At 51.2% G+C, this 20,437-nt stretch carries 24 protein-coding genes, 2 tRNA genes and 1 riboswitch; of the genes, 20 read left to right on the top strand and 6 right to left on the bottom strand.

The window, feature by feature from the left end:
* Positions 1 to 40 precede the first annotated feature (40 nt).
* Genes FYJ51_RS01255 through FYJ51_RS01245 form a run of 3 tightly spaced genes read right to left on the bottom strand, consistent with a single transcriptional unit; the run spans position 41 to position 2,438 of the window.
* Positions 41 to 787, bottom strand: coding sequence for an amino acid ABC transporter ATP-binding protein (locus FYJ51_RS01255; RefSeq protein WP_105303793.1), 747 nt, complete (start codon positions 785 to 787; stop codon positions 41 to 43).
* The gene (locus FYJ51_RS01250) at positions 777 to 1,568 is read right to left on the bottom strand and encodes an amino acid ABC transporter permease (protein WP_235897183.1); all 792 of its coding nucleotides are present in this window, start codon (positions 1,566 to 1,568) and stop codon (positions 777 to 779) included. Before FYJ51_RS01250 ends, FYJ51_RS01255 begins: the two co-directional genes overlap by 11 nt.
* 3 nt (positions 1,569 to 1,571) lie before the next feature.
* The gene (locus FYJ51_RS01245; RefSeq protein WP_205946097.1) at positions 1,572 to 2,438 is read right to left on the bottom strand and encodes a transporter substrate-binding domain-containing protein; all 867 of its coding nucleotides are present in this window, start codon (positions 2,436 to 2,438) and stop codon (positions 1,572 to 1,574) included.
* 66 nt (positions 2,439 to 2,504) lie between these two features.
* Positions 2,505 to 2,674: riboswitch (Lysine riboswitch) on the bottom strand.
* Positions 2,675 to 2,798: 124 nt separating this feature from the next.
* On the opposite strand from FYJ51_RS01245, the gene truB reads away from it, so the two are divergent.
* From truB to FYJ51_RS01195, 10 genes are all read left to right on the top strand, one after another.
* Positions 2,799 to 3,644, top strand: coding sequence for a tRNA pseudouridine(55) synthase TruB (truB, locus tag FYJ51_RS01240; protein ID WP_205946096.1), 846 nt, complete (start codon positions 2,799 to 2,801; stop codon positions 3,642 to 3,644).
* A 2-nt stretch (positions 3,645 to 3,646) separates the two neighbouring features.
* Complete coding sequence (ribF, locus tag FYJ51_RS01235; RefSeq protein WP_154502288.1) at positions 3,647 to 4,573, top strand: riboflavin biosynthesis protein RibF; 927 nt, start codon at positions 3,647 to 3,649, stop codon at positions 4,571 to 4,573.
* Positions 4,570 to 5,877, top strand: a complete 1,308-nt coding sequence (locus tag FYJ51_RS01230) for an NOL1/NOP2/sun family putative RNA methylase (RefSeq protein ID WP_105303790.1) — start codon at positions 4,570 to 4,572, stop codon at positions 5,875 to 5,877. Before ribF ends, FYJ51_RS01230 begins: the two co-directional genes overlap by 4 nt.
* The gene (locus FYJ51_RS01225) at positions 5,874 to 7,244 is read left to right on the top strand and encodes a hypothetical protein (RefSeq protein ID WP_167836522.1); all 1,371 of its coding nucleotides are present in this window, start codon (positions 5,874 to 5,876) and stop codon (positions 7,242 to 7,244) included. Before FYJ51_RS01230 ends, FYJ51_RS01225 begins: the two co-directional genes overlap by 4 nt.
* 43 nt (positions 7,245 to 7,287) lie before the next feature.
* Positions 7,288 to 7,611, top strand: a complete 324-nt coding sequence (locus tag FYJ51_RS01220) for an Asp23/Gls24 family envelope stress response protein (protein ID WP_105303788.1) — start codon at positions 7,288 to 7,290, stop codon at positions 7,609 to 7,611.
* A gap of 177 nt (positions 7,612 to 7,788) precedes the next feature.
* Positions 7,789 to 8,325, top strand: coding sequence for a translation initiation factor IF-3 (gene infC / locus FYJ51_RS01215; protein ID WP_105303787.1), 537 nt, complete (start codon positions 7,789 to 7,791; stop codon positions 8,323 to 8,325).
* Positions 8,326 to 8,342: 17 nt separating this feature from the next.
* Positions 8,343 to 8,564, top strand: a complete 222-nt coding sequence (gene rpmI, locus FYJ51_RS01210; protein WP_105303786.1) for a 50S ribosomal protein L35 — start codon at positions 8,343 to 8,345, stop codon at positions 8,562 to 8,564.
* Between the two features lie 18 nt (positions 8,565 to 8,582).
* Positions 8,583 to 8,942 (top strand): 50S ribosomal protein L20, encoded by a 360-nt coding sequence (gene rplT, locus FYJ51_RS01205; protein ID WP_105303785.1) that lies wholly within the window; start codon positions 8,583 to 8,585, stop codon positions 8,940 to 8,942.
* 36 nt (positions 8,943 to 8,978) lie between these two features.
* A tRNA-Glu gene (locus FYJ51_RS01200) sits at positions 8,979 to 9,055 on the top strand.
* 49 nt (positions 9,056 to 9,104) lie between these two features.
* Complete coding sequence (locus FYJ51_RS01195) at positions 9,105 to 10,334, top strand: peptidoglycan bridge formation glycyltransferase FemA/FemB family protein (protein ID WP_205946095.1); 1,230 nt, start codon at positions 9,105 to 9,107, stop codon at positions 10,332 to 10,334.
* Between the two features lie 33 nt (positions 10,335 to 10,367).
* Here the strand turns inward: FYJ51_RS01195 and FYJ51_RS01190 are convergent, their stop codons facing one another.
* The 3 genes from FYJ51_RS01190 to FYJ51_RS01180 form a co-directional block, all read right to left on the bottom strand.
* A complete protein-coding gene (locus FYJ51_RS01190; RefSeq protein WP_154502282.1) occupies positions 10,368 to 11,600 on the bottom strand; it encodes a lipid II:glycine glycyltransferase FemX in 1,233 nt (410 codons plus the stop codon).
* Positions 11,597 to 13,060, bottom strand: coding sequence for a glutamate--tRNA ligase (gene gltX / locus FYJ51_RS01185; RefSeq protein WP_154502279.1), 1,464 nt, complete (start codon positions 13,058 to 13,060; stop codon positions 11,597 to 11,599). Before gltX ends, FYJ51_RS01190 begins: the two co-directional genes overlap by 4 nt.
* Positions 13,061 to 13,174: 114 nt before the next feature.
* Positions 13,175 to 13,250 (bottom strand) — tRNA-Gln (locus FYJ51_RS01180).
* A 100-nt stretch (positions 13,251 to 13,350) separates the two neighbouring features.
* Here FYJ51_RS01180 and FYJ51_RS01175 point away from each other — a divergent pair.
* The 10 genes from FYJ51_RS01175 (at position 13,351) to mgtE (ending at position 20,435) form a co-directional block, all read left to right on the top strand.
* Positions 13,351 to 13,890 carry a cysteine hydrolase family protein gene (locus FYJ51_RS01175; protein WP_328597258.1) on the top strand — a complete coding sequence of 180 codons (540 nt, stop codon included), beginning with the start codon at positions 13,351 to 13,353 and terminating at the stop codon, positions 13,888 to 13,890.
* 76 nt (positions 13,891 to 13,966) lie between these two features.
* Positions 13,967 to 14,581 (top strand): DUF554 domain-containing protein, encoded by a 615-nt coding sequence (locus FYJ51_RS01170; protein ID WP_408022616.1) that lies wholly within the window; start codon positions 13,967 to 13,969, stop codon positions 14,579 to 14,581.
* A complete protein-coding gene (locus FYJ51_RS01165) occupies positions 14,578 to 15,576 on the top strand; it encodes an HD domain-containing protein (RefSeq protein ID WP_105303780.1) in 999 nt (332 codons plus the stop codon). Before FYJ51_RS01170 ends, FYJ51_RS01165 begins: the two co-directional genes overlap by 4 nt.
* Complete coding sequence (locus tag FYJ51_RS01160) at positions 15,569 to 16,162, top strand: XTP/dITP diphosphatase (RefSeq protein WP_105303779.1); 594 nt, start codon at positions 15,569 to 15,571, stop codon at positions 16,160 to 16,162. The genes FYJ51_RS01165 and FYJ51_RS01160 overlap by 8 nt, the downstream gene beginning before the upstream one ends.
* Positions 16,149 to 16,853, top strand: coding sequence for a TIGR01906 family membrane protein (locus FYJ51_RS01155; protein ID WP_154502275.1), 705 nt, complete (start codon positions 16,149 to 16,151; stop codon positions 16,851 to 16,853). Before FYJ51_RS01160 ends, FYJ51_RS01155 begins: the two co-directional genes overlap by 14 nt.
* Positions 16,831 to 17,346, top strand: coding sequence for a tRNA (cytidine(34)-2'-O)-methyltransferase (locus FYJ51_RS01150; protein WP_154502273.1), 516 nt, complete (start codon positions 16,831 to 16,833; stop codon positions 17,344 to 17,346). The genes FYJ51_RS01155 and FYJ51_RS01150 overlap by 23 nt, the downstream gene beginning before the upstream one ends.
* Positions 17,347 to 17,355: 9 nt before the next feature.
* Complete coding sequence (locus FYJ51_RS01145; RefSeq protein WP_105303776.1) at positions 17,356 to 17,556, top strand: hypothetical protein; 201 nt, start codon at positions 17,356 to 17,358, stop codon at positions 17,554 to 17,556.
* 12 nt (positions 17,557 to 17,568) lie between these two features.
* Positions 17,569 to 18,012, top strand: a complete 444-nt coding sequence (locus FYJ51_RS01140; RefSeq protein WP_105303775.1) for a competence protein ComK — start codon at positions 17,569 to 17,571, stop codon at positions 18,010 to 18,012.
* A gap of 11 nt (positions 18,013 to 18,023) precedes the next feature.
* Entirely contained in the window at positions 18,024 to 18,908 is an 885-nt protein-coding gene (locus FYJ51_RS01135; protein ID WP_154502271.1) for a YitT family protein, read from the top strand.
* Positions 18,909 to 19,064: 156 nt separating this feature from the next.
* A complete protein-coding gene (gene mgtE, locus FYJ51_RS01130; protein ID WP_105303773.1) occupies positions 19,065 to 20,435 on the top strand; it encodes a magnesium transporter in 1,371 nt (456 codons plus the stop codon).
* The last annotated feature ends 2 nt before the right edge of the window (positions 20,436 to 20,437 follow it).

The following is a 20,437-nucleotide window of genomic DNA, read 5'->3' as shown; positions in this document are numbered from 1 at the left end:
CAGAAAAAAGCGGAATCCAATGGACTCCGCGATTGAGTGATCAGAAATGGATGAATGCCGAGAGGAATTCTCTGGTGCGTTCGGATGATGGATTGGTGAAGATCTGTTCCGGACTTCCCTGTTCTTCGATCTTTCCCTGATCCATGAAGACGATTTTGTCAGAGACGCCTCTGGCGAAGTTCATCTCATGCGTCACGATGATCATCGTAAGACCAGTTCCTGCTAGTTCTTTCATGACGGAAAGCACTTCATTGACCATCTCGGGATCGAGGGCTGAAGTCGGTTCATCAAACAGCATCAGCTTGGGATCCATGCAGAGAGCTCTGGCGATCGCAACGCGCTGCTTCTGGCCGCCGGAGATCTGGGAGACGTCTGCCTCTGAAAAGGATTCCATGCCGACCCGCTTCAGGAGTTCCATGGCTTTTGCCTGGGCTTCTTCATTGGAGCGGTGAAGGACTTTCACCTGAGGTACCACGCAGTTCTGCAGCACATTCATGTTGCGGAACAGATTGAACTGCTGGAAGCACATGCCGACCTTTGCCCGGTAGGCATTGACATTTTTCGTATGCAGAATATCTTCTCCGAATACCCGGATCTCTCCGGAATCCGGCTTCTCGAGCAGGTTGATGCAGCGAAGCAGGGTAGACTTGCCGGAACCAGAGCGGCCGATCAGGGTCACGACCTCGCCTTCTCGGACATCAAAGTCAACCCCTTTGAGGACCTGAAGGGAGCCGAAGCTTTTATGGACATTCCGGATTTCTACCATGGATGAAGATTCAGAAATCATCCGAACTCCTTTCCGAGCTTTTCGGGGATCCTGCGAACTTCATGTTGTTCGGATCGGTATCGCTCTGCGGAAGGCTGACCTTGCGCTTGTTCAGGCGGCCTTCAATATAGTTGAGAATCAGAGTGGCAATGGTCGTCAGAATCAGATAGATCATCGCTTCGATGAAATAGGTTTCGGTGAAATGGAACGTGCTGCCGGCAATGGATTTCGACTGGAACATGAGTTCCGTGATCGAGATGATCATCAGGACGGAAGAATCCTTGATATTGACGATCAGCTCATTGCCGATTGCCGGGAAGGCATTGCGGATTGCCTGCGGCAGCACCACGCTCATCATCGTCTGGCTGTTCGACATCCCGAGGGATCGTGCGGCTTCAGTCTGACCGGGATCTACTGCCTGGATTCCGGAACGGATGATCTCAGACATATAAGCACCGGTATTGACGCTGATGACGAAGATGGCCGCGGTCATGTTGTCCCAGTGAATCACATTAAGCAAGGCATAGTAGATGAATACTGCCTGCACCATCATCGGCGTTCCGCGGAAGATGCCGATATAGATATTCGCGATGATATCGAAAAGCTTCTTGAAGAAACGTGCTGGCTTGGAAGCAGTATAGTCGAGTTTCACGGCCCGGAACCCGCCGACCAGAAGGCCGATCAGGAAACCGAATGCAGTGCCGGTCAGCGAGACAATCAGGGTGGTGCGGACACCCAGCATGAGGCTGGATCCGTACCGGTTCAGAATGTCACTGATATTGGTAAAGAACGTGTTATTCATTGATTACTCTTCGGTAGCCGGCTGACGATCCACCGCATCCTGCATCATCTGCTGGCGTTCGTCTTCGCTGATCGTATCAAGGGCACTCTGCAGCTTGTCCTTCAGATCCGTGTTGTCCTTGGAAACACCGATGGAAACAGAAGAATCTGCTTCAAAGCCATGGCCTTCTTCAAACCGTACGATCGCAAGATCCGGATTAGCTGCGACGACACCGTTGGCAACCGGAAGTTCGGAAACCACAGCATCGACACCGCCAGCCTGCAGAGCCTGGATCGAAGCGGGGAAGGTTTCAGCTGCCGGCTGATGATCGACACCCTGGATCTGATCGATGACTTCATCATAGATCGTGTTCATCTGGCCCTGGACCTTGTAGCCGGAAAGCTGCTGGATATCCGTGATGCTGGCAAGATCGCTGTCTGCACGGACGATAACAACTTCTTCCGATACATAATAAGGAGTAGTGAAGTCAATCTCCTTTTCCCGGTCCGGCGTATCCGTCATGCCGGCGATGATCGCATCAATCTGATTGTTCTGCAGCGACAGGATCAGGTTGTCCCAGTCGAGCTTGACGATCTGCACGTCATAGCCCATCTTGTCGGCGAGGGTCTCTGCCATGACAACATCATACCCATCGCAGTAGTCCACATCGGAAATCGGTTGAGTAGTATCGCTCTTGGTTGTCGAGCTCCAGTTGAACGGTGCATAGTTGCATTCCATGCCGACCCTGAGCGTCTGCTTTCCGGAATCTGCCGATGCAGAAGAAGCTGCGGTTGCTGCAGCGGACGCCGATVCAGCGCTCGAAGAGCCGCATCCGGCAAGCAGGAGTGCACCGGAGAGAGTGATCGCGGAAATACGGATAATCTGATTCATAAGTTCATTCCTCCTCATCAAAACAAAACCGTATGCTATCACATACGGCCTTGATGAGTTCAATCCATATCCGATAGCGCCACTTCAGTTACTGAAGGAGTAGTGCAGATCTTTTCTGCACTCCCACGCACAGGTTCCTGCCGGAAGATTGCGTTCGGCGGCGATTGCCTTTCCCATGCTTCAATGCCCGCCGGCTCTGCATGGTACTCTTCTGCGCCGCTACCTCTATGCTGTTTTGTTTTACGGAATTAATATAGCGGAATCAGTAAGAATGTCAACCTGTTTTCTGAAAAAAGATTCATAATTATGAAATCCGTGATTTTACAAGAAGGCCGCAAAACAGGTATAATGCACAAGGTTATGGATAGCATACTTCTGATTCAGAAACCGGCTGGCATCACGAGTTTTGACGCGGTCCGCCGCTGCCGGAACATCTTTCATGAAAAGAAAGCAGGACATACCGGAACCCTGGATCCTCAGGCTTCCGGTCTTATGATCATCCTGCTCGGAAAATACACGAAGCTTGCCCCGTATTGTGCATGCGATCATAAGCATTACCTGGCAGAATTCCGCCTCGGAACGAAATATTCGACCGGGGATGTGTTCGGTGAACCGCTTGATAGAAAAGCCCCTGCCGATCATTCTATCGACGAGCTGAACGAAGCAGCCAGGTCGCTGACAGGGAAGATCATCCAGATTCCGCCGATGTACAGTGCGGTCCATGTGGGCGGCCATAAGCTGTATGAGTATGCCAGAAAAGGGAAGGAAGTCGAACGTCCTGGCCGGCTTGTGACCGTCAATTCGCTTTCCATCGGAAAAAAGGATGAAGAAACCTGGACGATGGATGCCATCGTCTCTTCGGGTACCTACATTCGGACCCTGATCGAGGATCTCGGAAACCTGATCGGCGAATATGCGGCGATGAGTGCCCTGCAGAGAACCGGCATCGAAGGACTTTCTCTGTCTGATGCCAATACGTTTGAACAGCTGGAAACAGATCCGGTTTATGCAGAACCATATCAGGTTCTGAAACCCTCGCTTCCCCTGGTATCCATACAGGATCCGGAATCTGTTCTGCATGGCCGGCCGCTGAAGCTTGACCGAGAGGAAAACGAGGTTATCATCATAGACGGCAGTAAGAAGATCCTTGCGGCATATCAGAAACGTGACGATGGACTCTATCACTGCGAGAGAGGGCTTTTCTGAATATGCGCATGATTCGGATCGATCTGGAACATCCAAGAAAACCAAAAATACCGCTTGCGGCATGCATCGGCTATTTTGATGGCATGCACCGGGGCCATCAGGCACTGATCCATCGGACGGAAGAGCTGGCTCAGGAACTGCATTGCGAATCTGCCCTGATCACGTTTGAACCTGATCCATGGGTGACGATCAAGGGCATGAGTCCCGCCGATGCTGAACACATCACGACGATGCGCCAGAGAATCAATCTGGCGGTTTCCTACGGCATCGAGAATATCTGCATCCTGGAGTTCACGAAAGCCATGGCAGATCTTTCTCCCGAAGAATTCGCAGAACGGGTACTCGGTCAGCTGAATCTCTCCGGTCTCGTCTGCGGCTATGATTTCCATTACGGATACCAGGGAAAAGGAGACTCTGAGACCTTGAAACAGTATGGCAGTTTCCGGGTGGAAGTCGTGGAAGAAGTCGCAGATGGCAGCGATAAAATCAGCAGCACGAGAATCTCGAAGCTGCTGGAACATGGAGAAATCGAAGAAGCAGAACGTCTCCTCGGGCATCCGTTTGAAATGGAAGGCAAAGTCATTCCGGGCCGCCACAAAGGGACTTCGCTCGGATTTCCAACCGCCAATATCCAGATTTCTCCGGAATACCTCACTCCTAAACCAGGGGTCTATTCGGGTTCGGTGCTGATTGACGGCATCCGTCATCCGGCGATGATCAATCTCGGTCATAATCCGACGATGAACTATACGGAGCGTCTGTCTCTCGAAGCACATATTCTGGACTATTCCGGAAATCTCTACGGAAGGATGCTGACATTGCGTTTCTCGCATTATCTGCGTCCTGAGATCCATTTTCAGAGCAAAGACAATCTGATCATGCAGCTGGAACAGGATGTGCGTTCTGTGCGGAAGCTGGAACACGCATGAAACCGGAATTCGAAGCCCGGATGAAGGATCTTCTGAGAGAGGAATATCCGGCATTTGAACAGGCAATGAAGGAATCTCCGCGAAGGGGATACCGCATCAATCCTCTGAAGACATCCGCAGAGGAATTTTTCCGTCTGACCGGATATCCGGAATATCCGACTCCATTTGCGCAATATGCCTATTATCTTCCGGAACAGAGCGGAGCCGGAGCAACCGCGGTCCATGCGGCAGGTCTTCTGTATCTGCAGGAACCAAGTGCCGCAAGTGCCGTGAGCGTGCTCGATCCAAAGCCTGGCATGAAGGTTCTTGATCTCTGTGCTGCCCCTGGTTCCAAGACTACGGAGATTGCCGGTCTGATGCATAATCAAGGCCTGCTGGCTGCCAATGAGATCAACCCTGGCCGGTCAAAGATCCTGGTCGAGAATGTCGAGCGGTGGGGTGCTGAGAACGTGATGGTGCTCAATGCCGATCCGGCTCAGGTCGCTGAATCCTTCCCGGAATACTTCGATGCGGTGCTCTGTGATGCGCCATGTTCCGGCGAAGGCATGTTCCGCAAGAATCCCGATGCCGAAAAAGAATGGAGCCCGGAGAGCGTGCTCAGCTGTGCAAAGCGCCAGCGCACCATTCTCAGCAGTGCACTGAACTGCCTGAAGCCAGGCGGAAGACTGGTCTACAGCACCTGCACCTTCTCCCTGGAAGAAAATGAGGAGAATGTCTCCTGGCTGCTTTCAGAATATCCATTCATGAAGCTGGAACCCATTCAGGCATCATTCGGAAGACCCGGGTTTGAGCTTGGTTCCGGAACTTCCATGTGCCGGAGAATCTTTCCGATGGATGGCGGCGAAGGCCACTTCATCGCTTCCTTCCGCAAGGAAACAGACGCACAGGCTTCATACTGTTCAGCCCTCCTGAAGAGCGAACCGATGCCAAGGGCAGCAGAGGATTTTCTGAAGCAGATTTCCTATCCGTACACGTATGTCCATCATAATAAGGTGTATGGCGGGACATTCCCGTTTGTTTCGCCAGGAACCTGCAGACTGCTCCGCCATCAGGTGCTGCTTGGGGAAGTGAAGAAAGACCGCTTTGAACCGGACCATGCATTATTCCTTTCTTCGGATCATCCGTTTCCTGTTAAAATGGAACTGCAGGATTCCGAAGTCCGTCCGTATCTTTCCGGCATGACGATTCCATGTACCGGGAAGGGATATACCGCAGTATGCTGGCATGGACATGCATTAGGCTTCGGAAAAGCAGATGGGGCAATTCTGAAAAACAGATACCCGAAGGAACTTCGCCTGAAATGAGACTTGAGCTATTTCAATTCATTGATCAGACCATGGAGCTGTATGAGGCAGAGAAACCTCTGCTTTTCTCTGCGGAAAAGATGCTGAGAAAGGCGGCAGAAGAACTGACTTCTGGCAATCCTGCTGTCATCGGCATCCGCACCCGCGTGAAATCCGCAGAATCCCTGCGCGAAAAGCTGCTCCGGAATAAATATTATCTGAACTTCAGCACCCCGGAAGAAGCCCTGGCAAATATCCACGATCTGGTCGGAATCACGATTGACTGCCAGTTCATCCGCAATGAAACCGACCTGTACCAGACGCTGTTCTATGAGTTCTGTGACAGCCAGGAAACGTATTCCCGCTTCCGCGGAAATGAACCGGTGTTTCTCAACCTGCATATGCCCCAGCCGCAGCTGCAGCGCAATGGCTATGCGATCTACCGGATTGACGGCTACTGTCTGGCAGAAGGAAACCGGAAAGTCGCATTCGAACTGCAGATCAAGTCTCTGGTTCACCGCTTCTGGAGCGAGATCGAGCATGAGCTGGTCTACAAGAATCAGGAAATGCTTTCCGAAGACCGGTTCATCAAGAATGTTCTCGGTTCCATCAAAGACAATCTCGATGTTGTCGACCACCAGCTGGATCTCGTATACACGCAGATTCATGCGGAATCGGAACGGACAGTGATCGGCATGGATGCCACCGGATTCAAGCGCATGACTGCAAATTCGATCAATGAGCTGGTCCATTTGAAAATGAGGGAATCAGTCGGCTTCACCTTCGATTTCCGCAAGGATGCGGCAATTCTTGCCCAGTACATCTATATCCGCTACTTCCTGAATGGAAATAACAACGAAGTGAAGATGGTGGAATTTCTGGAGCATCTGAACATGCTGAAGAATTCGCCGATGGACTTCCGGAGCAGTCTTGAGATGGAAGGGAAATTCACGCATCCGGACCCGTTCTGCAATCGGATCGGATTCTATTTTCTCTCCGTGATCAACACCGACTTTGAATGGCATGCCTTCTTCACAGTCCTGTTCGCAATCCAGGATGCACCGAATCTGGAATGTCTGAATGATTTTGCCGAGGTCCTGTCCCGGCTGCTCATCCAGCCCGGCTGGTACGAAAGCAGATTTGCAGATTGGGATCCGGAAGAAGCAGAACAGGCAAGGAGGCTCTGCCGGACCAGCCTTGCCGAAGGAATGGTGGAACAGGGAACGATCGAAATCATTCATGAAGACTCGCTTCTGAAGATTGCATCGATCTTCCGCAGGACGATTGAAAAAGCAGAAGCAGAGTATTCCAGCTACGAAATGCTCGAACAGGCAGTCTCGGATGAACAGCTCGGCCTCAAACATCAGATTGCAATGCTGTTTCAATGAAGTTTCAATCTTGCTATAATTTACTGGCAGAGAGGTGAAAGCTATGGCACAGGATTATGTGGTACTGAAAGACAGCTCGGAATACGGAAGAATCGTGATCAACAAATCGGTATTCCAATCCATTTCTGAGATTTCGGTCCGTGACATCGATAATATTTCCCTGAAAGACACCAAGTTCAACAAGCCGGTGAACGTCTGGGTAGAAAAGAACAAGCTTCATATCAGCGCAGACATCCGGGTCAAGTACGGGGCGAATGTCAATGCGACATGCGGTCTTGTTCAGAACCGGATCTATGAGAACATCGTCTTCATGACCGGCTTCAAGCCGTCCGAAGTATCGGTGAATGTCATCGGATTTGAAATCTGAAAAAATGATTGACAGCCTGAAGCCAGGCTGTTATTGTATACAGGTAACAGAAAACGGAAAGCAGAAGCGCCGCTTCTCACCCGAGGTCCTAGGGGATCTGGGTCGATGCCGATGAATCGTATGGTTTATTATGGCAGGTGCGGCTTCTGTACCTGCTTTCTTTACAGGAGGTAATGCTTGAAGTATATTAAACCGAAACGTAATGTTCCTGAAGAGCTGGTCAATGAGAATATCCATTTTCACGAAGTTCTGGTAATCGGTCCGGAAGGAGAACAGCTCGGGACGATGCTGAGACGGGAAGCTATCCAGAAGGCTTATGACATGGGACTTGATCTTTACTGTGTTGCACCGAACGCCAAGCCTCCGGTCTGCAAGATTCTTGATTTCGGAAAATATCACTTTAACGAGCAGAAGAAAGCCCGGGAGGCGAAGAAGAAGCAGCATGTGACGGAAATCAAGCCGCTTCGTCTATCGCCGGTGATCGACCAGCATGACTTCGATACCAAACTCAAGCAGGCAAGAGCCTGGATCGAGGATGGCCAGAAGGTCAAGGTGGATATGCGTTTCAGAGGACGTATGATCACCCGCAAAGAAGTGGGCGAATCTGTCATGAACAAGTTTATCGAGCAGATCTCCGATCTGGCACAGGTGGATAAAGCACCAGCCATGGAAGGCAATACGATGTCAATCGTGCTGTCGCCAAAGAGAAAGTAGTTCAGGAGGAAACAGCTATGAAGGCAAAGGCTAGAAAACCGAAGAAGATCAAGATGAAGACCAAGAAGACTTATGCAAAGCGCACCAAGGTTACTGGCAGCGGCAAAGTCGAGGTCCGTCACAACTATGTATCCCATTTCGCAGCAAACAAATCGCACAAGCAGAAGAAGCACCTGGCAGCTTATACCGGACTGGACAAGACGGATGCAAAGCGCAACAGCCAGCTGCTGCAGGGTTAATCAGGGAGGCATAGCAAGATGAGAGTCAAAGGATCTACACCGACGAGAAACCGTCGTAAAAAGGTACTGAAGCTTGCGAAGGGCTATTTCGGAAGCAAGCATCTTCTGTACCGGACAGCCAATGAGCAGGTCATGCATTCGCAGAAGTATGCGTTTGCAGGCAGAAAGCAGACCAAGCGTGAGATGCGCAAGCTCTGGATCGCCAGAATCAACGCAGCCGCAAGACTGAATGATCTGAGCTATTCCCAGATGATGCATGGTCTCAAGCTTGCAGGTGTTAACATCAACCGCAAGATGCTCAGCGAAATCGCAATCCACGATGAGAAAGGATTTACTGATCTCGCAGAGACTGCAAAAAACGCACTCAAAGCTGCGTAAATCGTGTATAATAGGAACCGTCTGGTTCCTATGCATGGCGAGTTGGTGAAGCGGCTTAACACATCGCCCTCTCAAGGCGACATTCACGGGTCCGAATCCCGTACTCGTCACCATCAGATATCGCACCGGAGAACCCGGTGCTTTTTTATGGAAAGGAGTTCTATGGCTTTTGAGTTTCATACCGATGCGGATCCTTCAGCTGTCGATGCATTTGTGATTGCGTCTGACCAGAATACCCTCTATCAGACTTCTCCATGGGCGAAAGTCAAGAACAACTGGGAAAGCTATTTCACGAGCGTGAGTGAAGACGGAACGATGATTGCTTCGGCACTGATTCTGTTCCGCCGACTGACGCCATGGCATACGCTTGCTTATATTCCCCGCGGACCAGTCATGAATTATTCCAGAAGGGATCTTGTTTCCTTCTATCTGAAGCAGCTCTGTTCCTTTGCAAAGTCTCATCATGCGATTGCACTGCGCTTTGATCCGGATCTGCTCAGCCGCTGCTATCCATTCACGGAGAAAGATCTTCCGCATGCTTATGAGAATAACGACGTCATCGATTATCTGAAGTCGCTCGGGGCAAAGCATAAGGGCTTCACGAAGATGATCTCTGAAGCTACCCAGCCGCGCTTCAATGCAGCGATGAATGTTGATGCAGACTGGCGAAGCCGTCTGGTAAAGAATACGCGCCAGAGCATCCGGACTGCGGAAAAGCGAGGGGTTGAAGTGCACTTCGGGCATGAGTATCTGCACCTGTTTGCGGAAGCCATGCATTACACCGAGACCAGACAGAAAGTTGCACTGCGCAACGAGGAATATTTCCGCAACATGGTGAATGCGTTCGGCGATCATGCGATTGTCGCCGTCGCTACGCTGAACTTCGCGCACCAGGAAGAGCGCCTGAAACAGGAGATCTCTCAGTGCACGGAAGCGCTGAAAAACGCTTCAGGCAAGAAGGAAACTGCAAGGCTCACGCAGGAACTGCATAATGCAGAGCAGGAACTGACCCGGAATGAAACTGACTGGAAAGAAGAAGGGAAAGACGAAGTCGTGCTTTGCGGCAAGCTGGTCTGCTTCAATGAGAAACGCATGGAATTCTTCTACATGGGCAACAACACGAAGTATATGCGGGTGCGGGCCAATTACTATCTCTATGCGAAGTTCCTTGATTACTGCTGTGAGCACCATATTCCTTACTGCAGCTTCGGAGGCATTGAAGGAACGCTGGATGACGGCCTGACGCAGTTCAAGAGTGCCTGGCCGATTCAGATCGAGGAATATATCGGAGAATTTAATTTCGTTCTGAATGCGCCGATGTATCATCTGTTTGATGAAGTATATCCGAAGCTTCTGAAAACCGCCGCAAGAATCAGAGGCAGCGAAAAATAAAAGATTTGACTCCAGTTCAGGAATCAAATCTTTTTATTTTCTGCGGTAAGCGATCTTCCACCACTTATGGCGGGCTCTTACTTCGAAATCCTTCTGCCTCAGGAAGGATTCATAGCCTTTTGCTTTCACCGGATAATCGAATTCACCGATCTGCTCGATGAACTCCGGGCCGAAGCTCTTCTTGTATGCATACAGGCCGTATTCCGGATCATCTTTCGTCGTGACACCGGAGAAGCCGCACATGTCATATCTGGTGACACCATGGGACTTCATATCTTCCATCGCAAACCGATGGAGATTGTCGACCGGCTGGACGAAACTGAATTCCTTGTGGTTGTACGTATACAGATCCCAGGACATTCTCCCGTACCGGATGAATAAGCCGCAGGCGATCGGCACGGATGCACCGTATTCTGACAGAAGATCGCCAGCATGGGCAAGCTGCTTTTCCTTGGAAGCCTTCGCTTCTGGATCTTTATCATACTTGCCGGACTCCAGCTCAGTCTCGATTCCCTGTACCATCTGGCGGAGATTGATGTCCGTCACATAGAGGACTGCATGATTGCCGAAGGATTCGAGCAGGGCCTGAAAGAACTTCTTCGGATGAGGCTTGAAGCCATCCTGCTCTGCAAGCATGGTTTCGAATTCCATCAGGGCAGGAAGATCTGCTTCGCTTCCGATTCTTGTCGAAACCCCGATGATCCGATGGCGGTTCAGACTGGTTCTTCTGGCTTTTGCATAATGAGATACAATCTCATCCATCGATCCGGAAAGATCTGCGATCAGCGTGAAGCGGTTGGTCCAGCTGCCATTGTAGGCATAGCCATATCCTTTATGACGATAGCCGAGCTGCTTCAGTTCTTCTGTAACTGCTTCATTCGAGAAGCCGTCATCTATGACAGGTCCGTCAATCTGATGATGGCAGCGGACGACATTCGGATCCGTTCTGAGGAATGTCACCTGCTTCTGCTCTGCGTACTGCTTCAGCAGGGTGAACACTTCTTTACGGAGCGATTCATCCGTGTAGTCCATCGCAGGGCCCCATGGAACATAGGCATACGAATGTCCCATGAAGGAACCAAGCAGAACCATTGCAGTCGCTCTGAGTGTGCCGTCCTCCTCATAGAAGCCGAGCATCTCATACGTTTCCTTTGCGGTCTGTCTGCGGAATTCTCCCCACATCGAAGTCTTCATGTAATGCACGGAAGGAGAAGACTTCACGAATTCATCCAGAATGCTGCGATCCCGGATCAGTTCTGACTTCATTTCTGCTCCAGCTGTGCAATCGACTGATCGAGACGTGCCAGCGTACGTTCCTTGCCGAGAATATCTGCGATTTCAATTGCGCCGCCCGGGGTGAACTGCTTGCCAGTAATCGCAAGCCTCAGCGGGAACAGCACCTGGCCGTTCTTGCGGCCCAGCTTAGCCGGCAGTTCCATGAGCTTTGCATGCAGGTTGTCTTCAGTCCATTCTGCTTCCGGAATGGCTTCCAGCACTTCTCTGCTTGCCTTCAGGGACTCCAGCGCAACGGTCTGATCCGTCTTCATCTTCTTGTTGACATACAGATCATCGGAATAAGCAGGGAAAGTATCAAAGAAGTCGAGCATTCCCGGAATCTCATTGAGCGTATTGGCACGCTGCTGGACTACCTTGGCAATCTTCTTCTTGTCAAAGTCTCCCTTGACTGCTTCATCGATATACGGGTGAATCAGATTGTAATAGCTGTCGAGATCCATGTTGCGCAGCCAGATGCCGTTGATGCTCGTGAGCTTTACCGGATCGAAGATTGCACCGGACTGGCCGATATGCTTCACATTGAATGCCTGAACAAGTTCATCCAGCGTGAAGATTTCCTGGTTGCTCTCCGGAGACCAGCCGAGCATCGCAATGTAATTCAGAATCGCTTCCGGCAGATATCCCTTGGCAACCAGATCCTGGAAGCTTGCATCGCCATTGCGCTTGGAGAGCTTCTGGTGCTCATCCTTCATGACTGGCGGGCAGTGGATGTAACGAGGAATATCCCAGCCGAATGCTTCATAGATCAGATTGTACTTCGGCGTGGAAGAAAGATATTCCATGCCGCGGACAACATCCGTGATGCCCATCAGATGGTCATCGACGACATTGGCAAAGTTATAAGTAGGGAAGCCGTCGCTCTTGATCAGGATGGATTCATCCAGCGTGCTGTTCTCCACGGTGATATGTCCGAACACTTCATCATCGAATGAAGTCGTTCCGGTTACCGGAATGCTCTGGCGGATGACGAACTTCTCACCAGCCGCAATGCGTGCTTCTGCTTCTTCTACCGTCAGGTTCTTGCACGGATCATCATATTTGAACGACTCGCCGCGGGCTTCCTGGATTTCCTTCTGCGCCTGGATCATCGATTCATCGCAGAAGCAGTAATGCGCACCGCCCAGGCGGATCAGCTCTTTTGCATACTTCATGTAAAGACCGCTCTTAACGCGTTCGGACTGCACATACGGTCCGACCGGTCCGCCGACGTCCGGTCCTTCATCATGTTTCAGATTGCAGGCCGCAAGGGTCTTGTAGATGATGTCAGTAGCACCTTCGACCAGACGTCCCTGGTCGGTATCCTCAATCCGCAGAATAAAAACACCCTGAGGGTCTTTCTTTGCGATGAGATATGCCCACAGAGCCGTACGCAGGTTGCCGATATGCATGTACCCGGTCGGACTGGGGGCGAATCTTGTACGAATAGCCATCTTATTGAACTCCTTTTCAAACATGGTAATTTTACTCTGAAAGGTCTATGGATTCAATGAAATAGGGAGAATATAAAAAAGCGAACCTGCGGTCAGGTCCGTTTTCTGAAGATATGGCTGGGATAGAGAGATTCGAACTCCCGAAATGACTGGTTCAGAGCCAGTTGCCTTACCGCTTGGCTATATCCCAATGCGCAAGAATTATTATACCGGGTAAAGGCAGGAATGCAAGTACAAATTTGCTGCAGATTCGCAGTAGAATGATAGGCATGACAGGAGGCATTAGGCACGTGAAACAGGTTCTTGCAGTCATTGATATGCAGGTGGATTTCGTGAACGGATCGCTTGGCACAAAGGAAGCAGAAGGCATTGTCCAGAATGTCGTGAAGAAGATTCAGAATTGGGACGGACCGGTTTATGCGACCAGAGATACCCATGAAGAAAACTATCTGGAAACCCAGGAAGGAACACATCTTCCGGTGGTTCACTGCGTCAGGAACACACCGGGGTGGGAGATTGTCCCGGAAGTTGCAGCAGCACTGAAGGAGAAGCATGCAGTCATCATCGATAAGCCGACGTTCGGGTCTCTGACGCTGGCAGAACAGCTGAAGATGCTGAACCAGAAAGAACCGGTTTCCATTGAGCTCATCGGACTCTGCACAGATATCTGCGTTGTCAGCAACGCACTGCTTCTGAAAGCGAATATGCCGGAGGTTCCGATTTCCGTCGATGCGTCCTGCTGTGCTGGCGTGACCCCGGCAAGCCATCAGGCAGCCATCGAAACAATGCGTTCCTGTCAGATCAAGGTTCTGAATGGGAACCCTGATTAATGTTGCCGCAATCGTCCTTGGCGGACTGATCGGGCTGTTTTCCGGGTCCCGTTTTCCTAAGCGCATGTAGGAGACGCTGATCAGTGCGGTCGGCGTCAGCACGATGTTTCTTGGAATCTCGGGGGCTATGGAAGGGCTTCTGAAGATTGAGAACGGATCCATCACCACTCAAGGAACGATGATGCTGATCGGCTCAATGGCCATCGGCTCGATTCTCGGCGAGTGGATCAACCTGGAAGACCGCATGCAGTCATTCGGAGAATGGCTGAAGCAGAAATCAGGGAATGCGGACGATCAGGCTTTCGTCAATGCATTTGTCACGGCCAGCCTCACGGTATGCATCGGGGCGATGGCAGTAGTAGGTTCAATTGAAGATGGCGTGCAGGGCGATTATTCGATCCTTGCTGCCAAGGCGGTGCTCGACTTCATGATCATCCTGATCATGACTGCGGCGATGGGGAAAGGCTGTGTATTCTCCGCTCTTCCGGTCGGCATCTTCGAGGGCGTCATGACGCTGGCTGCACATGCGGCGGCAGCTTCCATCAATGAGACGATGATCGGGGCGCTTTCGACCGTAGGATCCGTGCTGATTTTCTGCGTCGGCGTGAATCTGCTGTTCGGACATAAGATCCGGGTCGCAAATCTGCTTCCGGCCCTGGTCATCGCCATGTTCTGGAGCATTCTTGCATGAACGAGCGGTATGAACGCATGCTGGCGGAACTGCCGGAAGGAATGCAGAATGCGGTCCGTACGGATGCCATGCAGCGGATCGGGGCGGTTGATATGAACTGCGGCATGAACTATACATCCTATCCGAACTTTGTCTCTATCAGTCCATATTCTCGTCTGGAGCATTCGATCGGAACTGCCTGGATTCTCTGGAAGACGACCGGAAATCCAGCCATATCGTATGCGGGCTTATTCCATGACATCGCCACCCCGGTATTCTCGCATGTGATTGATTTTCTGAACGGGGATTATGAAACCCAGGAATCCACTGAAGCACTGACCGGTACCGTGATCCATAACAGCCAGGCGCTCTGCCACATTCTGGAGTCTGAACAGATTCCGCTCTCTGCAGCTGAAGATTATCATCAGTACCCGCTGGCTGATAATGCTTCGCCCAAACTGTGTGCGGACCGGCTGGAATATACCATGGGAAACCTGATCAACTACGGATTTGCCGAAGAGAGTCTCGTGAATCAGTTCTGGAACGATCTATCCATTCAGAAAGATGAACATGGAAATCCGGAATACGGATTTGAGACTGAGGAACTATGCCTGAAGTTCGGACTGCTTGCCCTGAAGTGTTCTGAAGTATACAGTGCTCCGGAAGATCGCTATGGCATGGAGCGTCTGGCCAGGCTTCTGAAGCAGGCGCTTGCAGAAGGAGTTCTGACCCGGGCAGACTTCATGACCACCGAACCGGAAGTCATCGGGAAGCTGAAGCAGAGCAGTCTGAAAAAGGAATGGGATGCATTCACGGCTCTCCATGAACTGGAATTCTCGGATCATGGAACAGAAGCAGCAGGCTGGCTGCAGGTATCCTGCAAGAAGCGGATGATCAATCCGCTGATCCATGGAGTCAGGCTTTCTATGAAAGAGGAATCGTTCCGGAAAGCTCTAGAAGAATACCGCCAGGAATCATTTGAGATCTATATGAGGGAGAAATCAGAGTATGAGTAAGAAAGTAATTGTCGTCGCATCCGGAAATGAGGGAAAGATCCGGGAATTCCGGCAGATGCTGGAACCGGAAGGATATACCGTGAAGTGTCTGAAGGACCTTCAGGGTTATCAGGAACCGGAAGAAACCGGTACTACGTTTGAAGAGAATGCGGTCATCAAGGCACAGGCAGTGACCGATCAGTTCGGAATCGAAGCGATTGCGGATGATTCCGGGATCCAGATCCGTGCGATGAACGATGAACCGGGGGTGCACAGTGCCAGATGGCTTGGCCATGATACACCTTATACGTATAAGAATCAGGTTGTGCTTGAGAACCTGAAAGGTGCTTCTGATCGCAGATGCCGGTATGTATGTGCGATCGCCCTGACCAGACCCGGTCAGGAACCGGTCGTGTTTGCGGATACGGTGGATGGCGAGATTGCCGAAGCACCGAAGGGAGAAAACGGATTCGGATATGATCCGATCTTCTATTATCCGCCTCTGAAGAAGACGATGGCAGAGATGACCAAGGAAGAGAAGAATTCGATTTCACATCGGGGAAAGGCTTTGCGGAAGCTGGAGAACTGGCTCCATGAGGCTCATTAGATTCTTCGCTTCGCTTGCCTGTTTCTGTCTGGTCCTGGGACTGCTGTTCACGGTGATCGATGTCTGCAGCTTTGATCATTCGTTCTACGTGAAGGAATTCCAGGACAACGATACCAGTGCTGCGACTGGCATGAACAGCGAGGATAATCTGGCGGCTTCAGATGTGCTGCTCGATTATCTGCGCGGAAAACGCGATGATATCGTCTATAAGGCAGAAGTGAATGGCACGGTACGGGAAGTCTATGATGAACGTGAAACCATTCATATGAAGGATGTGCGGGCGCTGTATCAGCAGGCAATCGCCCTGCGGAACGGGCTTGTGGCGGCCGGATCAGGAATTCTGGTTCTTGTTTATTTTCTGAACCGGAAACGGATGAGCATCCTGGGATTGCTGAGATCAGGATTTCAGAATGGGGCAGTGTTCGTGCTGATGCTGGTCGGAGCGATCGGCTTGTACGGCGCTGCTGATTTCAATTCGTTCTGGACTTCATTCCATCAGTTTTTCTTTGATAATGACTACTGGCTGCTGGACCCGAATGTCAGCATCATGATCAACCTGTATCCGGAGAATTTCTTCAGCGATCTCGTGTTCCGCGTCATCTTCTGGTTCTTATTGATTCTTGGCACATCGTGGGTTCTGATCTATCGGGTGAAAAGGAGAAGCAGAAATGAGAAATGCAGTGCTGTATGAGCCGGAGATTCCGCAGAATACCGGCAATATCATGCGTACGTGTGCAGCGTTCGGCTGGGTGCTGCATCTGATCGAGCCGCTTGGCTTCTACCTGGATGAAGCGCATCTGAAGCGGGCCGGCATGGATTATATCGGGAAGATGGAGTATCACGTCTGGCCGGACTGGCAGACGTTCTATGAGAGCCATCCGGGAGAATATTACTTCACGACTCGGTATGGCACGAAGACTCCGGATTCGTTCTCCTATTCTGCAGAGAAGGATCTGTATCTGGTGTTCGGAAAAGAGAGCACCGGCATTGACAAAGAAATCCTGAGAAATCATCTTGACCGCTGCATGCGCATTCCCATGGAACCGGATGCCAGATGTCTGAATGTATCCAACACTGCCGCCATCTGCATGTATGAAGTGGAAAGACAGCTTGGCTATCCCGGACTTTCCAGAGAAGAAGTGCAGAAGGGGAGTGACTTTCTGCAGCGTTCCTGCGTGCTATAATGGGCTCATATGATTGAGAATGTGAGCGACTTTCTTTCGGTGGCAGTTCTTGCGGCTCTCGTGATTTTCGGGTTCTATGAGCTTTATGCAGTATCCGTCAAGCACCGGGAAGCGCGGATCCGGCGCCTGGAAGCACGATATTACCAGTACTATGATGACGCGGATGATGACAGCGATGAGGAAGAGGAGGGTCCTTATTATGAGGACTGAAGGAGCTTCTGCTTGAAACAGATTCTGATGGTGCAGTATGATAGCGGAGCTCAGAAGACCAGAGTTCTGTATCATGGCGGCGGCGAAGAATTCAGAGAGGGACCTTCCCGATCGCTGATTGCAGAGTGGTGTCTGGTCCACGGGTCTTCCATTGAGGGACGCAGAGAATCGTTCCGGTACTTTACCGGAGCGGTGCAGAAGATTCCGGTTCTTGTCAGCGAGAAGCCTCTGATCCTGCTGATGCCTGTCCTTTCGCCGGAACGGAATCCGGACTGTCTCTGGATCTCGTATAACGAGATTCTGAAAGTGAAGGCCCTGGATGACTGGCATATGAACATCCTGTTCACGGATGGAACCGCAGTCACTGCGGAAGTCAGTCCGAAGGTTCTGAGACTGCAGATGAAACGCTGCAGACAATTTCTGAAAGGGGTTCTGGCAGCAGAGAAAGCTGCCTGAAATAATACGATATGAGTGATTCCAAGCAGTCATTGAAGGAAAGTTTCGGAAAGAAAGACCTGCTCTATATCGCGATGGTCGTGCTTTCTTCAGCCATCTATTCGTTCGGCATGAATACGTTCGTGAAGTCCGGAAACCTGTTCCCGAGCGGCTATGCCGGCATCGCGCGGCTGATCTCGCAGGTGCTGATCAACTATACCCGGTTTCATATCGCGTTCTCTCCGATCTATTTTCTGCTGAATATCATCACGACGGTATTCATCTGGAACCGCATCGGTCATAAGTTCGTATTATTATCGCTGATCTGGTTCTCGCTGACTTCTCTGTTCACTGGCATCTTCCCGGTCATGGAGATCACGAGCGAACCGATGCTCATTTCGGTGTTCGGCGGCGTCATCAACGGCTTTGCGATCGGCATCGCATTGCGCAACAACGCCAGTTCCGGAGGAACTGACTTTATCGNGATCTTCTTATCGCAGAAGCTCAACCGGCCGACCTGGAATTACATCATGGTTGCCAATGCCGCAGTGCTCGGCATCGCAGGATATCTCTTCGGCTGGAACCGGGCGCTTTATTCGATCATCTTCCAGTTTGTCTCGACGCAGATGGTCAATACGATGCATCAGCGCTACCGTTCGACAGAGCTCAAAGTCGTGACGAATATGCCGGATGAAGTATGCTCAGCAGTATTCCATACCTGCCGTCATGGCATCACGAAGATTCCATGCGAGGGCGGGTTCACGGATAAGCCGCACTGGCTGCTCTTGATCACACTGAATACGTATCAGGTCAAGCAGGTCATCGAGATGATTCATGCGACGGATCCGCATGCGTTCATCACGATGTATTCGGTCGAGAAGATCATCGGCAATTACTACCAGAAGCCGCTGGAGTAGGAAAAGGGGAGAACCCTTTTTTCTCTGTTGACTTGCCGATACCGGGAAAATTAGAATTTAAGAAGGCATTCGAAGGGAGGTGGTTTTCATGAGTACAGATCCTAGTCCGATTCCGTTGCGAACGTTCATGAAACCACAGTCTGGAGGAAATATGCCATGGATGAACTGGAAGAGAAAAAGGAACTGGAACTGTTCCGTTCACTTCTGAGAAACAAGCAGTATGCAGCTCTGCGCGGCCGGGCGCAGGATATGAATGAAGCAGATCTGGCAGCGATGCTGGAACAGATGGAAGACGAAGACATGCTGAAGATGTTCCGCCTGTTCCCGAAAGAGCTTGCTGCAGATGTCTTTTCTCTGCTGGAGCCGGACAGTCAGCAGTACATTATCACCTCGCTTTCCGAAAAGGAAGCAGGCACGATCATCGATAATCTGTATGCCGATGATGCGGCAGATCTCCTGGAAGAGATGCCCGCCAGTGTCGTGAAGAAGCTGCTGGCCAATGCCAAGCCGGAAACCAGAAATGATATCAATCATCTGCTTCAGTATCCGGATGATTCTGCCGGATCGGTGATGACAGTCGAGTTCGTGGACCTGAAGCTGACAATGGATGTTGCGCAGGCCCTGGACCGGATCCGCTCGATCGGAATGGATTCCGAGACGGTCAACACCTGCTATGTGCTCAATGACAAACGTCTGCTGTTAGGGACAGTATCCCTGCGGTCGCTGGTTCTTGCGAAACCGGAACAGCCGATTGAAGACATCATGGAAGAGGATGTCATCTCGGTCAATACGAACACCGACCAGGAGAAAGTAGCCCAGCAGTTCAAGAAATATGACTTGACTTCCATGCCGGTCGTTGACCGGGAGAACCGGATGGTCGGCATCATCACGGTCGATGATGTCATGGACATCATCGAAGAAGAGACGACTGAAGACCTCGAGAAGATGGCCGGCATCGTCCCGAGCGATACCGAGAAGCCGTATCTGAAGACCGGTGTCTTCGAGACATGGAAGAAGCGGGTGCCATGGCTGATGCTGCTGATGATTTCCGCGACCTTCACCGGGAGGATCATCACGAGCTTCGAGACGGCACTGAGTGCGCATATCGTGCTGTCGTCTTATATTCCGATGCTGATGGATACCGGCGGAAATGCCGGTTCGCAGGCTTCGGTGGAAGTGGTCCGGGCATTGTCGCTCGATGAAGTGCATTTCAGCGATTACTGGAAAGTCGTCTTCAAGGAGATGCGGGTTGCCTTGCTGTGCGGAATCACGCTTGCAGCAGCGAACTTTGCCAAATGCATGCTCTTAGACGGGGTGAGCACGGCGGTGGCGTTTGCGGTGTGCATGACGATCATCTGCGCGGTGTTCTTCTCCAAGTGCATCGCAGCAACGCTCGTACTGGTGGTCTCCAAGCTCGGTCTGGATCCGGCCGTGGTTGCATCGCCGATGCTGACGACGATCATCGATGCGATTTCGCTGCTTGTCTACTTCTCGATCTCGACGGCGGTGCTTCATATTCCTGTTTAGAC

Source organism: Stecheria intestinalis (assembly GCF_009696165.1).
GTDB classification, from domain to species: domain Bacteria; phylum Bacillota_I; class Bacilli_A; order Erysipelotrichales; family Erysipelotrichaceae; genus Bulleidia; species Bulleidia intestinalis.
Note: the sequence above shows the minus strand (reverse complement) of the source record. Positions and strands in the feature narration are given on the sequence as shown.

Bases quoted from the DNA above. Each gene is read 5' to 3' on its own strand.
- FYJ51_RS01255 (WP_105303793.1), bottom strand. From the start codon at position 787: ATGATTTCTGAATCTTCATCCATGGTAGAAATCCGGAATGTCCATAAA.
- FYJ51_RS01250 (WP_235897183.1), bottom strand. From the start codon at position 1,568: ATGAATAACACGTTCTTTACCAATATCAGTGACATTCTGAACCGGTAC.
- truB (WP_205946096.1), top strand. From the start codon at position 2,799: ATGGATAGCATACTTCTGATTCAGAAACCGGCTGGCATCACGAGTTTT.
- ribF (WP_154502288.1), top strand. From the start codon at position 3,647: ATGCGCATGATTCGGATCGATCTGGAACATCCAAGAAAACCAAAAATA.
- FYJ51_RS01230 (WP_105303790.1), top strand. From the start codon at position 4,570: ATGAAACCGGAATTCGAAGCCCGGATGAAGGATCTTCTGAGAGAGGAA.
- FYJ51_RS01225 (WP_167836522.1), top strand. From the start codon at position 5,874: ATGAGACTTGAGCTATTTCAATTCATTGATCAGACCATGGAGCTGTAT.
- FYJ51_RS01220 (WP_105303788.1), top strand. From the start codon at position 7,288: ATGGCACAGGATTATGTGGTACTGAAAGACAGCTCGGAATACGGAAGA.
- rpmI (WP_105303786.1), top strand. From the start codon at position 8,343: ATGAAGGCAAAGGCTAGAAAACCGAAGAAGATCAAGATGAAGACCAAG.
- rplT (WP_105303785.1), top strand. From the start codon at position 8,583: ATGAGAGTCAAAGGATCTACACCGACGAGAAACCGTCGTAAAAAGGTA.
- FYJ51_RS01195 (WP_205946095.1), top strand. From the start codon at position 9,105: ATGGCTTTTGAGTTTCATACCGATGCGGATCCTTCAGCTGTCGATGCA.
- FYJ51_RS01190 (WP_154502282.1), bottom strand. From the start codon at position 11,600: ATGAAGTCAGAACTGATCCGGGATCGCAGCATTCTGGATGAATTCGTG.
- gltX (WP_154502279.1), bottom strand. From the start codon at position 13,060: ATGGCTATTCGTACAAGATTCGCCCCCAGTCCGACCGGGTACATGCAT.
- FYJ51_RS01165 (WP_105303780.1), top strand. From the start codon at position 14,578: ATGAACGAGCGGTATGAACGCATGCTGGCGGAACTGCCGGAAGGAATG.
- FYJ51_RS01160 (WP_105303779.1), top strand. From the start codon at position 15,569: ATGAGTAAGAAAGTAATTGTCGTCGCATCCGGAAATGAGGGAAAGATC.
- FYJ51_RS01155 (WP_154502275.1), top strand. From the start codon at position 16,149: ATGAGGCTCATTAGATTCTTCGCTTCGCTTGCCTGTTTCTGTCTGGTC.
- FYJ51_RS01150 (WP_154502273.1), top strand. From the start codon at position 16,831: ATGAGAAATGCAGTGCTGTATGAGCCGGAGATTCCGCAGAATACCGGC.
- FYJ51_RS01145 (WP_105303776.1), top strand. From the start codon at position 17,356: ATGATTGAGAATGTGAGCGACTTTCTTTCGGTGGCAGTTCTTGCGGCT.
- mgtE (WP_105303773.1), top strand. From the start codon at position 19,065: ATGGATGAACTGGAAGAGAAAAAGGAACTGGAACTGTTCCGTTCACTT.